The organism is Alicyclobacillus acidiphilus NBRC 100859 (assembly GCF_001544355.1).
In the GTDB taxonomy this organism is placed as follows: Bacteria; Bacillota; Bacilli; order Alicyclobacillales; family Alicyclobacillaceae; genus Alicyclobacillus; species Alicyclobacillus acidiphilus.
On the sequence record NZ_BCQI01000039.1, the window covers coordinates 1 to 11956 of the forward strand.

General features: G+C 57.0%; 11 protein-coding genes and 11 tRNA genes. 13 read left to right on the forward strand and 9 right to left on the reverse strand.

The window, feature by feature from the left end; all coding sequences use genetic code 11:
- Nucleotides 1-573: 573 nt before the first annotated feature.
- From AAC01S_RS12915 to AAC01S_RS12945, 7 genes are all read right to left on the reverse strand, one after another.
- Nucleotides 574-753, reverse strand: a complete 180-nt coding sequence (locus AAC01S_RS12915; RefSeq protein ID WP_067622969.1) for a hypothetical protein — start codon at nucleotides 751-753, stop codon at nucleotides 574-576.
- The gene (locus AAC01S_RS12920; protein WP_067622972.1) at nucleotides 753-1409 is read right to left on the reverse strand and encodes a response regulator; all 657 of its coding nucleotides are present in this window, start codon (nucleotides 1407-1409) and stop codon (nucleotides 753-755) included. Before AAC01S_RS12920 ends, AAC01S_RS12915 begins: the two co-directional genes overlap by 1 nt.
- A gap of 182 nt (nucleotides 1410-1591) precedes the next feature.
- Nucleotides 1592-2779, reverse strand: a complete 1188-nt coding sequence (metK, locus tag AAC01S_RS12925; protein WP_067622975.1) for a methionine adenosyltransferase — start codon at nucleotides 2777-2779, stop codon at nucleotides 1592-1594.
- 175 nt (nucleotides 2780-2954) lie between these two features.
- Nucleotides 2955-3710 (reverse strand): WecB/TagA/CpsF family glycosyltransferase, encoded by a 756-nt coding sequence (locus AAC01S_RS12930; RefSeq protein WP_067622977.1) that lies wholly within the window; start codon nucleotides 3708-3710, stop codon nucleotides 2955-2957.
- A 367-nt stretch (nucleotides 3711-4077) separates the two neighbouring features.
- Nucleotides 4078-5274 (reverse strand): MFS transporter, encoded by a 1197-nt coding sequence (locus tag AAC01S_RS12935; RefSeq protein WP_067622980.1) that lies wholly within the window; start codon nucleotides 5272-5274, stop codon nucleotides 4078-4080.
- Entirely contained in the window at nucleotides 5274-6998 is a 1725-nt protein-coding gene (locus tag AAC01S_RS12940; protein ID WP_245630215.1) for a phospho-sugar mutase, read from the reverse strand. Before AAC01S_RS12940 ends, AAC01S_RS12935 begins: the two co-directional genes overlap by 1 nt.
- Nucleotides 6999-7016: 18 nt before the next feature.
- Nucleotides 7017-7838, reverse strand: a complete 822-nt coding sequence (locus AAC01S_RS12945; RefSeq protein ID WP_067622983.1) for a dienelactone hydrolase family protein — start codon at nucleotides 7836-7838, stop codon at nucleotides 7017-7019.
- 124 nt (nucleotides 7839-7962) lie between these two features.
- Between AAC01S_RS12945 and AAC01S_RS12950 the strand changes: the two genes are divergently transcribed.
- Nucleotides 7963-8460 (forward strand): MogA/MoaB family molybdenum cofactor biosynthesis protein, encoded by a 498-nt coding sequence (locus AAC01S_RS12950; RefSeq protein WP_067622986.1) that lies wholly within the window; start codon nucleotides 7963-7965, stop codon nucleotides 8458-8460.
- Nucleotides 8461-8819: 359 nt separating this feature from the next.
- Here AAC01S_RS12950 and proC read toward each other — a convergent pair whose 3' ends face one another.
- Nucleotides 8820-9644 carry a pyrroline-5-carboxylate reductase gene (gene proC, locus AAC01S_RS12955; RefSeq protein ID WP_067622989.1) on the reverse strand — a complete coding sequence of 275 codons (825 nt, stop codon included), beginning with the start codon at nucleotides 9642-9644 and terminating at the stop codon, nucleotides 8820-8822.
- Nucleotides 9645-9748: 104 nt separating this feature from the next.
- Here proC and AAC01S_RS12960 point away from each other — a divergent pair, with 104 nt between their 5' ends.
- The 12 genes from AAC01S_RS12960 to AAC01S_RS13015 all read left to right on the forward strand — a co-directional run bounded on the left by AAC01S_RS12960 (nucleotide 9749) and on the right by AAC01S_RS13015 (nucleotide 11414).
- The gene (locus AAC01S_RS12960; RefSeq protein WP_306307184.1) at nucleotides 9749-10285 is read left to right on the forward strand and encodes a mismatch-specific DNA-glycosylase; all 537 of its coding nucleotides are present in this window, start codon (nucleotides 9749-9751) and stop codon (nucleotides 10283-10285) included.
- 67 nt (nucleotides 10286-10352) lie between these two features.
- A tRNA-Tyr gene (locus AAC01S_RS12965) sits at nucleotides 10353-10437 on the forward strand.
- Nucleotides 10438-10499: 62 nt separating this feature from the next.
- Nucleotides 10500-10575 (forward strand) — tRNA-His (locus tag AAC01S_RS12970).
- A 3-nt stretch (nucleotides 10576-10578) separates the two neighbouring features.
- Nucleotides 10579-10653 (forward strand) — tRNA-Gln (locus AAC01S_RS12975).
- A gap of 3 nt (nucleotides 10654-10656) precedes the next feature.
- Nucleotides 10657-10733: transfer RNA gene (locus AAC01S_RS12980), tRNA-Arg, on the forward strand.
- 3 nt (nucleotides 10734-10736) lie between these two features.
- Nucleotides 10737-10812, forward strand: a tRNA-Ala gene (locus AAC01S_RS12985).
- 4 nt (nucleotides 10813-10816) lie between these two features.
- Nucleotides 10817-10891: transfer RNA gene (locus AAC01S_RS12990), tRNA-Asn, on the forward strand.
- Nucleotides 10892-10895: 4 nt separating this feature from the next.
- Nucleotides 10896-10970, forward strand: a tRNA-Glu gene (locus AAC01S_RS12995).
- Nucleotides 10971-11038: 68 nt separating this feature from the next.
- Nucleotides 11039-11114, forward strand: a tRNA-Val gene (locus AAC01S_RS13000).
- A 16-nt stretch (nucleotides 11115-11130) separates the two neighbouring features.
- Nucleotides 11131-11206: transfer RNA gene (locus AAC01S_RS13005), tRNA-Met, on the forward strand.
- 3 nt (nucleotides 11207-11209) lie between these two features.
- Nucleotides 11210-11285, forward strand: a tRNA-Phe gene (locus tag AAC01S_RS13010).
- A 52-nt stretch (nucleotides 11286-11337) separates the two neighbouring features.
- Nucleotides 11338-11414: transfer RNA gene (locus AAC01S_RS13015), tRNA-Met, on the forward strand.
- A gap of 208 nt (nucleotides 11415-11622) precedes the next feature.
- On the opposite strand, the gene AAC01S_RS13020 is transcribed toward AAC01S_RS13015, so the two are convergent.
- Nucleotides 11623-11823: a cold-shock protein gene (locus AAC01S_RS13020; protein ID WP_067622994.1), complete on the reverse strand. Its 201-nt coding sequence runs from the start codon at nucleotides 11821-11823 to the stop codon at nucleotides 11623-11625.
- Nucleotides 11824-11956: the final 133 nt, after the last annotated feature.

Consider the following 11956-nt stretch of genomic DNA (forward strand, 5'->3'; position numbering starts at 1 on the left):
GGTGGCGGGTGGCGGGTGGCGGGTGGCGGGTGGCGGGTGGCGGGTGGCGGGTGGCGGGTGGCGGACAAATAAGCGTCTCTCAGACGCTTATTTGGGTAAAATGGTTGGACCGAAAGGAAATAAGCGTCCCCAGGACGCTTATTTACCTTAGTTACCCCAAAAATGGAGCGGTTGCGGCTGCTTAAGCAGCTGACGACTGCTTATTTGACGCAAGTCAGACGATTCGACACATTTAAGCGTCTACGAGCGGCTTATTTCGCTCGCGCCTCCCATTGCGCCTTCGCTTCGACGGGATCGCGCGGCCGACTTGTGCGGCGCGACGGACAAATGTTCCGTTGTGGCGGCGCGATCGCGCCGGCAAGGGTTGGCTTGCGCGGCTGGTTGCAGCCCGGCGCAGATGCGCGGGCAAATAGGCCGCTCTCAGACGCTTATTTTGACGAAACGACCAGATCAAAGGAAAATAAGCGGCCTCAGGCCGCTTATTCGTCCCCGTTGCCCCCGAATCGCGGCGGTTACAGTCACTTAGGCGGCCGCGGACCGCTTATTCGCCGCCAATGAGACGATTCGACACCCTTAAGCGGCCTTGAGCCGCTTATCTGCTTCCTCTGCTTCCTCTGCTTCCTCTGCTTCCTCTGCTTCCTCTGCTTCCTCTGCTTCCTCTGCTTCCTCTGCTTCCTCTGCTTCCTCTGCTTCCTCTGCTTCCTCTGCTTCCTCTGCTTCCTCTGCTTCCTCTGCTTCCGTCGTCTCTGCCATCACAGATCGATCCATCGCTCGCGAACGGCGTGCAGCACGGCCTGGGCTCTATCGGTCACATCGAGCTTCGCGAGAATGTGCGACACGTGGTTTTTGGCGGTCTTCAGGCTGATATGGAGCGTCTCCGAAATTTGCTCGTTGCTCTTGCCGGAGGCCATTTCGCACAACACATCGTACTCGCGCGCGGTCAGGATGGACTGCCAACTTGGATTGAGCGTATGGCTGCGTCGCATCTCTCCCAAGAGCACTGGCATGACTTGCGGGTGGACCAACGCGTTGCCTTGGTTCACTTCGCGAATGGCTCGAACGACGTCGTCGATCGCGCCGTCCTTGATGATGTAGCCAGATGCTCCATCGCGCAGCGTTTCCAGCACGACATTTGCTGTATCGTGCATGGTCAGAATGATGATCTTGGACGAACAGTTTCGCATCTTCAACGCCCGTACAACCTCGACACCGCTGACTTTTGGCATCGTGATGTCCAAGAGAAGGATATCCGGCCGCACAGAGCCAATCTCGTCCAACACTTCCTGTCCATTGCTCCACAACCCGACGACTTCAATACCCGGCTCATATGCGAGGAAATCCCGCAAGGTCAACCTAAATTCCTCATTGTCATCAGCGATTGCAACTGAGACATTCGATTGAGTTTGCATCTTCACAACCCTTTTTGCCCTAGCACGTATGCTTTATCTCTATATTTGTTCCTATCATAGCAAAACCAAACCGATCCCACATAAAAAAGACACCTCCTGCGCAATGGCGCAAAAGGTGTGTGACATGGGGTGTAAAAGGGTGATGCTATAACCGTTCGAAACGCCAGGGGCCATTATGGGGGTTAGCGAACCAACTTTTTCAGCAGTTCCACTTTATCGGTTCGCTCCCACGGCAAGTCGACATCTGTGCGGCCAAAATGGCCATAGGCTGCTGTCTGACGATAGATTGGGCGGCGCAAGTCCAGGTCGCGGATAATGGCGGCCGGCCGTAGATCGAACGCCTGTTTCACGATCTCGACGATTTGTTCGTCGTCGATGGTACCCGTGCCAAATGTGTCAACGGAGATCGAGACAGGCCGGGCGACGCCGATGGCGTAGGCAACCTGAACTTCACACTTTTTCGCGAGGCCTGCAGCCACGACGTTTTTCGCCACATAGCGGGCGGCGTACGCACCGCTGCGATCCACCTTGGTCGGATCCTTGCCGGAGAACGCACCGCCGCCGTGGCGAGCGTAACCTCCATACGTGTCGACGATGATCTTGCGGCCGGTGAGGCCTGCATCGCCCTGTGGTCCGCCGATGACGAAACGCCCTGTCGGGTTGATAAGGTATTTGGTCGAATCGTCCAGCAAGCCGGTCGGAACGATGGGACGAATCACTTGCTCAATCATGTCCCGTTCGACTGTCTTCAGATCCGTCGATTCGTCGTGCTGCGTGGAAATGACCACAGTGTCGATCCGGATCGGCGTATCCCCGTCGTATTCCACCGTCACTTGCGTCTTGCCGTCCGGACGAAGGTAAGGAATCGTTCCATCCTTCCTAAGTTCAGAGAGGCGGCGCGCCAATCGATGCGCCAACGAGATGGGCAGCGGCATCAATTCTGGGGTTTCATCACAGGCAAAGCCAAACATGAGCCCTTGGTCGCCAGCGCCAATTTCGTCGATGGCCTGGTCGGAAAGCTGTCCACGAACTTCGAGCGCCCGGTTCACACCTTGAGCGATGTCTGGAGACTGTTCGTCAATCGACGTGATGACTGCACAGGTTTCCGCGTCGAAGCCAAACTTCGCGCGCGTGTACCCAATTTCCGCGATGGCTTTGCGAACGACCTTCGGGATGTCCACGTAGCACGACGTGGTGATTTCCCCTGCGACGAGCACCAAACCTGTCGTTACCGTCGTTTCGCAGGCAACGCGAGCGTGCGGATCATATGTCAAAATCTCATCCAACACAGAGTCGGAGATCTGGTCGCAAATTTTATCTGGATGACCTTCTGTTACCGATTCTGAAGTGAACAAACGCCGCTGTCCCAATGGATAACCTCCTCGCACACAAACCCCCGAATCTGTCGTCGACAGAGCGCGAAAGCTTGTCCGAATAAAAAACAAAACATATCCTAATCTATCGATATTCTTGAGTCAACTGCCAATGTCGAAACTTCGACAATCCTGCCTGCGCGGCTCGGCCGTCACGCCCCACCGAACCAGCTTAATGGTCGGACGACTTGTCCATCACGACGCGGATAGCAAATTTCGGAAGCGCCATCTGCCTTCGCCAGCGTTTGGGCTGCGAGATCAAACGGTAGAGCCATTCCGCATTCAATTTTTGAAACAACTTGGGCGCACGCGGCACCGTTCCGCTCCACGCATCGATGGATCCGCCAATGCCAATGCCGACACACGGATTGATGCGGCCGAGCACGTCCCGAAGGAACATCTCCTGACGTGGCTGACCGATCCCGACGAGCAGAAGATGCGGCTCAAACGCGCGAATGTCTGCCAGGATGTCGTCCACGTCGGCTTCGGAAAAGTAGCCGTTGCGCCCGGTGAACGTCAGCGAAGGAAAGCGCCCGCGCAATTCGAGAAGACACTTGTCCAGCGACAACTGCGACGCCCCAAGAAGGTAGACGCGCAGCGGTTGGCGGCGTTCTTCCGCGGTCGCAAAGACGGCCGGGAGCAATTCCACGCCAGTCAACCGTTCCGGAACCGGCCTGCCGCGGCGGGCTGCCGCCCAGACAATGCCGATGCCGTCCGCAGTGACGAGATCGGCGGAATTGGCCAAACGCAGCAACGACTCGTTGGCAACACATTGCATGACGAATTCTGGACCAGCCGTGATCACCATGTGATGCGACGCGTCCTGGCTCCAGTAAAGAATCTTTTCCACAGCCTCTGCCGTCGTTACACGATGAAACCGAACACCAAGGACATCGACGATATCCTCCGCCAAAATTTGTGTCGACAAGACAATTGCCCCCAGCTGCTCAATCTATCGCTCCCATGATAACACGAATCATGATACCACGATTGTGAAAGGGAGCGCTCGTTTAAAACCAGTGTGAAATGGCCAACTGGAGTGCGACAGACGCAAGGGAAATGATAGTGATGAAAATCGATATGATTGATATGACTAGATGAAAAACTCGACTCATTGCAGGCTTCATACGCTCGCTTCCCACCTGGAATTGTGTCATGCCCACACAGGCCCATACACGAAACTAACCTCTAACAGTCTCTCCAGAAAGCGAGCGTCTCAACCTGATATACGACTTGATATACGACCTGCCGCACAGATTTGCTGGGCCCCTGCTGCTGTCCCCTTCCGGCCACGGCTAAGCCGATTTGGATTCCACAACCTTTGGCGTCAAGGCCTTGCGGTTAATGGATACCGTGATGGCATTGGCGAACATCAAGGCCATCGTCACATAGAAGACGCATCGAATGCCGTAAGCGGCGGCAACGCTGCCGCCAATCAACGGACCAACGAGATTGCCGCAAAAAGTCGCGCTGGAATTCATGCCAAACGCGGTCGCCTGCATCTCGGAGGGAGCGAGCTTTCTCACCAGCACCTGCAAGGACGGCAACATGCCACCGATAAACAGTCCAAGCAAGAATCGGCCCAGCAGGAGGACGACCAGGTTATGCGAGAGCGCCTGCGGTATAAAGGCGATGGCCGCCCCCGTCATGGCGATGACGAGAATTCGCTGTTGTCCAAAGCGATCGCTCAACCGGCCCAAGGTCGGCGTGCCAATGAGATTCGCGATGCCTGAAGTCGCCACGACGAGACCCGCGATGATACTCAAATGAGGACCTGAATAAATCTCTTTCGTAAAAATGGTGACAATCGGTTCAATGCTCATCATCGCAAGCTGGGTCATGAACGAGCCGAGGAAGACCGGCCACAACTGAATCAAGTCGCGCCACGATCCGGCCCGTTTCGCGCGTTCTTTCGGCACCGCCGGGTCTTCGTGGACAAACAGGATAACAATCACACTCGCGACGATGAGCATAGCACCGGTGAAATAGAAGCAGCCTCGAAAACCGAATGCCTCAGACAGCACACCGCCAATCAGCGGTCCTATCAACGATCCGGCGATGCCGCCCGTCTGCAGCGTTCCTAACGCCCGCCCCGCCTTGTCGGCGGGCGTGACGGACGCTTGCAGAGAGATGGCCATCGCGATGAAACCTGAAAATACGCCGTTGACGAATCGAAGCAGCAACAACTCCCAAGGGGCGTTCACGAGTCCCATGCACGCGGTCATAATGCCCATGCCGAAGCCCGCTCTCAGCAGCATGAGTTTGCGACCGTGCTTATCAGCGAAGGCGCCCCATATCGGCTGAAAGATGAATGATGTCACAAACTGGATGGAGAAGACCCAACTGGACCACCGGGCAACGCTTTGGTCGGAATGAACACCAAGTTGGGTCAAGTACAACGGCAGAAACGGAATGATCAAGCTCATTCCCATCGTGACGCAGAAATTTGCGCACCATAAGATCATGAGCGTCCGCTGCCAGCGTTCTCTCATCACTGCCCTGCCCGTTGGCGGCACGCTTCGCGAATTTTGTTCAGCCACAGATCGCGAGACGCCGCGTCATCTGCCCGGACACCGACGTAGATCTTCATCTTGGGCTCTGTCCCGGATGGCCGTATCGCAGCCCAGTGTCCGCCGCTGAAGAAGAACTTCTGGACGTCGGATTTCGGCAGCGAGAGGGTCTCGGTTCGGCCATCTGCAATGTACCGGCGTTGCCCTGTCAGATAATCCTCCACGTGCGTCAGTTCCAACCCCGGCACCTGAAGCGGATTGGAACGCAGATCCGCGAGCACCTGCTTCATTCGCTCGACGCCGTCGCTTCCTTCCAGCTCGATGCTGGTGAGCGACTCGCCATAGTATCCGAAACGTTCATAAAGGCTGTCCAGGACATCGATCAAAGACCGCCCCTGTCCCAAGTAATAGGCTGTCATCTCGGCGATGGCCAAGCACGTTTGCACCGCGTCTTTGTCCCGAACGATAGGCGTGATCAAATAGCCGTAGCTCTCCTCGTAGCCGACGAGGAGCTTGTAGCTGCCTTCCTGCTCGTGGAGCGTGACGCGATCTCCAATGTACTTGAATCCTGTCAGTGTCTCCTCCACATGAATACCGTGAGACTTCGCAATCTCGGCGCCGAAATCGGACGTCACGATGGTCTTGAAGACGATTGGCGGCACACCTTGCGCGTCCTTCGGCAACCGCTCGCACAGATAGTTGACCAGCAGCGCCCCGACCTGATTGCCGGTCAGCAGTTGCATGGAGCCATCTGTTCCGCGAACCGCGATGCCCACTCGATCCGCGTCGGGATCGGTGCCCATCACGAGATCGGCAGCCAGTTCGTCCGCCTGTTTGCACGCCATGGACAGGGCCTCGCCCTCTTCGGGGTTTGGACTCTTTACGGTGGAAAAATCGCCGTCAGGCTCAACCTGCGCCTGCACCAGCGACACCTGCGTGTAACCGGCCATTCGAAGGACTTCGCGAACTGGCACATTGCCTGTGCCGTGCAGAGGCGTGTAGACGATTTTCAGGCGGGATCGCTCGTCGGTGAGACGTTCGTCGCGCACATCCTGGACGATCCGCTCCAAATACGCCGCCCGAACGCCGCTTTCGATGGTATTGACCAGTCCCTTCTCCTTCGCCTCCGCCAGCGTCAGCGAAGGGATGGAAAAGATATCGGAGATGGCGGACGCCCGGTTCTTGATGTCTTTCGCGTCCGCTTCGAGCAATTGCCCGCCGTAGCGGTTGTAGACTTTGTAACCATTGTATTTCGGCGGATTGTGGCTCGCCGTGATCATGATGCCCGCCGCCGTACCCAAGGTGCGCACCGCCCACGACAGTTCCGGGGTTGGGCAGAGAAGCGGCGCCAGATACGATTTGATTCCATAGGCCGCCAATGTAGAGGCCGCGGTCTCGGCGAACAACTGCGAATTGTGACGACAGTCGTAGCCGATGGCGACCCCCGCCGCTTCAGCGCCCTGCGCCTGCAAATGCGACGCCAACGCTGCCGTGGCCCGGCGGACTGTATAGATATTCATGCGATTCAATCCCGCGCCCATGATGCCGCGAAGGCCACCTGTGCCAAAGTCGAGATCGGAACCGAATGCGCTTTCTATCGCGTCCGGATCGTCGCCCATCCGTTTCAACTCGTCCACTATGGACGCAGGCAAGTGCGGTTGTGCCAGCCAATGCTCGTATTCCTCTCGTGCACGCAACACGACCATATCGAATCAGCCTCCGTCTCAGCGGTTTTTGTCCACCACGTGGTGAAAGAAAGTCAATACTTCCGCGAACGCCGATCTCGCCGCCGCCGCGTGATACGATGCTCTCGTGTCGTTGAAGAAGGCGTGAGGCGCCCCCTCGTACACGCGATACGCAAAATCTTTGCCCAACTGCTTCATCATTTCCGCAAACGCCGGGACTTTGTCGGTGATATTATGATCCAACGCGCCGTAATAACCGCGCACAGGGCACTGAATCTGCTTCATCTGTTCTTCTGTCGGCGCACGTCCATAGAAGATGGCGGCGCCAGCCAATTGGGCGTCGTCGCTCGCCAGCCGGGCGGACAAGGCCCCGCCAAGGCAAAATCCGACGCTCACGACAGCCTGACCTTTGGTCACAGCGTACGAATTTCGCAAATAATCGGTTGATGCCAGAAGTTGAGGACGATGACTGTCGAGATCGGACTGAAAGAGTTGGCTAAACGTGCGTCGCACCTGTGATTGCTCCGGTTCGGGCAGTTTCTCCATCGCCCTGTCCCGTTCGCCCGCGTCGTGCCATACCGCCGGCGACACACTGTTCAAAAAGCGTTTCACCGCGTCGATGGCTTCCGCTTCGAATCCAGGGAGCCTCGCTCCATCTCTCGCGTACAAATCGGGCGCAAGCGCGACGTATCCAGCTTGTGCGAATCGATCCGCGACATTCTTGATGTGTTCGTCAACGCCCCAGATTTCTTGAATCACGACGACCGCCGGCTGCCCGTCCGTCATTCGTTCAGGATGTGTCAAATATCCCGAGAACTGACGAGCGTCGCCGTAGCGAATCCACTCCGTATGTAACGACATGACCATCCACCTCCATCCAATATTTTGGCATATCCACAGCAGCCGCTCAACTCGTCCGGAGCACGAGACTTCGCGGCGATGTGCTAAGCTACAGACACACAGCAGCAGGGAGTTGAGTCGAGACATGGAACGGTTTCGTGCAGTCGTGATCACAGCCAGCGACTCCGCCGCCAATGGGACGAAGCGCGACATCAGCGGCCAGGTCTTGCGGGACGGATTGACCCTTGCCGGCATCGACGTTGTGGAAGCCGCCATCTGCGCCGATGATCGATTGGAGCTGGCGAAGATGCTTCGGGCATATGGCGATCGCGGCGATGTGCATCTCATCGCAACCACCGGCGGGACTGGCCTCGGCCCCCGCGACGTGACGCCGGAGGCGACGTTGGACGTGATCGATCGCGAGATTCCAGGCATTCCCGAAGCGATGCGCATGCAGACACTCGCCAAAACGCCCTTCGCCATGATCGCCAGGCAGGTTGCGGGCACATACGGAAACACGCTGATCATCAACTTTCCGGGATCGCCCAAGGCCGTGATTGAGTGTCTGGACGTGGTGAAACCCGTACTCGAACACACGCTCCGCGTGCTGAACGGGAACACGGAGCACGAGGGCCAGCGGTAATCCGGGAGGCGGGTGGCCTGGCGGGTGGCCTGGCGGGTGGCCTGGCGGTGGCCTCCCGGGCGAATAAGCGGCCGTGGGTCGCTTATTCGAACGAATCCCTGCAAATGCCGCGAAATAAGCGGTCGTGGGCCGCTTAAAGTGCCGAAAAGCGGCCCGATCCCGCCGATTCGACACGGATAAGCGGCTCTGGACCGCTTAAATCCTGCCAACCCGGCCGATTTCTGCAAATAAGCGGCCGTGGCCCGCTTAAACCGCCGCAAAATGTGCGAACCGGCCACGGCCGGTTCGATCCGACCACGGTTGCCCTGCAGGTGCCGCGCCCGCCCGCGCCCATCACCCGCCGCCGGCCGCTCAAGGACTCAAGCTTCCGAAGGTTCAGTGTATTCTGTGCCCATTTCGACAGATCGAAGCTGTGCTTGCCGCAACGCGTCAGCGATCGCCTGCTGCACATTGCGTTCGGAGAGAATCGTCAACCCCGCGTGCGTTGTGCCGTTCGGCGAGGTCACGCGCTCCCTCAGTTCAGTCGGACTAAGTCCCCACTCCTCGAGTACCTTGGCCGTCCCAACCACCGTCTGGATGAGCAGCGATCGCGCCATTTCCGCCGAAAACCCAAGGTCGACCGCGGCCAGCTCCATCGCCTCCAGGAAAAAACTCACAAACCCTGGACCGCTGCCCGAAAACGCCGTGGCCGCATCCATCATGGATTCTTCCAACTCGACGACCGTTCCAAGTTTCGAGAGCAGTGTCTTCGCCTGATCGATTCGATCACCGTCGACATCCGGCGCCGCACTCAGCGCAATGGCGCCTTCCAGGACGGCTACGGGCACATTCGGCATGGTTCGCACGATTTGCGCACGCCCGCCTGTCGCTTCCTGCATGAAACGAATCGGAATGCCGGCCGCAAACGAAATGATGGTCTGCCCATCGAGATATGGCGTCAGCGATTGACACGCTTCTTTGACATCGTATGGTTTCACCGCCAACACGATGACGTCGGCATCTCTGGCTTCCCGGACCGACTCGGCCGGTGTGACGCCGTAGAGATCGTTCAATGCTCGCAGACGTTCAGGGCGTTGCCGATTCAGGACACGAATCCTCTGTGGTTCAATCAAATGCTGACTGACCACGCCCTTGATAAACGCTTCTGCCATCGCCCCGGCGCCAAGAATAAAAATGCGTTCCACGCCTGTCCCTCCGTTCCGACGACTTCCATAACAAGCCAACAGGCCAACACGTCAATCGTCATCCTGTATATGTTACCATGATTGGAACGGGAGGGGGCCTCGACGTGGATACTGAAATTCTCGCGGCGGGTATGCAGCTTCTGTTCGTCGGCTTCAATCCCTCGCCAAAATCGGCGGAAACCGGCTGGAACTACGCTGGTCCAAACAATCGATTCTATCGCATCCTGCTTCACGCGGGATTGACCAGGCGACTCTTCCATCCATCCGAAGGGAGAACATTGCTCGCCGAATACGGGTACGGATTCACCAACCTCGTGAAACGCCCGACCCGGTTGGCCAGCGAGGTCACCCGTGAGGAATACGTCGAGGGCGCGAAGCGTCTCGGAGAAGTTTTGAACCGTTACGAACCGGACATGGTTTGTTTTGTCGGAAAGGGCGTCTACCTTCCCTTTGCGAGCGTGTTTCATTTGCCTCGCAAAGTCGATTGGGGGTTCCTGCAGACTGAACATTCGTTTCCAGCGCGGCTGTTTGTTGGGCCTGGCACGTCGGGATTGGTCCGAATGAAATTTGACGATCAGGTTGCCATATATCGCGAACTCGCAACTGCGTTAGACTCTGCAAAATCATCGACTGAAACTTGACTTACCTGTTTCATGCGTGGTAATGTACTGAATGCGCGTTGCGATGACGCGCGTTTCACTTCCCTTCGGAGGGGTACCAAAGTGGCCAAATGGAGCGGACTGTAAATCCGTTGCGGAATGCTTCGTAGGTTCGAATCCTACCCCCTCCACCAGCCGACCAATGTATAGCCGTTGGCCCTGATTGGTTAGGCTGAAAAAGCTAAAAATCGATATGGTGAGTGTGGCGAAGGGGTTAACGCACCGGATTGTGGTTCCGGCATTCGTGGGTTCGATTCCCATCACTCACCCCACGTTGGGGAATAGCCAAGCGGTAAGGCAACGGTTTTTGGTACCGTCATGCGAAGGTTCGAATCCTTCTTCCCCAGCCATATGTGCCCTTAGCTCAGCTGGATAGAGCGTTTGACTACGAATCAAAAGGTCGGGAGTTCGAATCTCTCAGGGCACGCCATGTGGGGGTATAGCTCAGCTGGGAGAGCACCTGCCTTGCAAGCAGGGGGTCGTCGGTTCGAATCCGTCTACCTCCACCACCGTTCCTCGATAGCTCAGCGGTAGAGCATCCGGCTGTTAACCGGAGGGTCGTAGGTTCGAATCCTACTCGGGGAGCCAACATGGCCCCATGGTCAAGCGGTTAAGACACCGCCCTTTCACGGCGGTAACGCGGGTTCGAATCCCGCTGGGGTCACCAGGCTGGTCATGAATCGCGCGTACGACAATCGGTTTGCGTGTTCTTCGTGAATCAGACAGACATTGTGTGGACGTTTAGCTCAGTTGGGAGAGCATCTGCCTTACAAGCAGAGGGTCGGCGGTTCGAGCCCGTCAACGTCCACCAGATATCCTCCCAATGACGCGGGGTGGAGCAGTTGGCAGCTCGTCGGGCTCATAACCCGAAGGTCGCAGGTTCAAGTCCTGCCCCCGCAACCATATGGCTCGGTAGCTCAGTCGGTAGAGCAGAGGACTGAAAATCCTCGTGTCGGCGGTTCGATTCCGTCCCGAGCCACCAGGAAGCCGTGACGGCCTCCAAGGCATCGTTCCAGTTCGGTGCCGACCTATGAGGCGGCGTAGCTCAGCTGGTTAGAGCACACGGTTCATACCCGTGGAGTCGGTGGTTCGAATCCACTCGCCGCTACCAAATTCAAACACGCACACCATTGTCCAAAGCGAATCTCCAAAACAGATAGTCAAAACATTGCACCATGCACGTGGAGCAGGTAGTCCGAATCGGACAACCTTATAAACAAACAAAAACGAGCCCATACACCGTGTGTATGGACTCATCCTTTTGCGCTCACGCAATCCGAACGCTTGACAAACCTATCATCACTCAGGAAACCTGAATGTTACAGTTTGTAGACGTTGGCCGCTTGCGGTCCTTTTGGACCCTCGACGATTTCGAACTCAACAGCTTGACCTTCATCCAGCGTCTTGAAGCCGTTGCCTTGGATGGCGCTGAAGTGTACGAATACGTCTTCGCCGCCTTCCACTTGGATGAAACCGAAACCTTTTTCCGCGTTGAACCACTTAACTGTACCTTGCTGCAAATGAATTCCTCCATGGTGCCAAAAGCACTCAAATTCCACACAGGAGACTCGAGAAATAAGGTTTCCCCAAGTTCTAACCTGTGCTCCCCGGCTGCGTTACAGCGGGTGTCAAGTACAGTGTAACCCAAAGCTC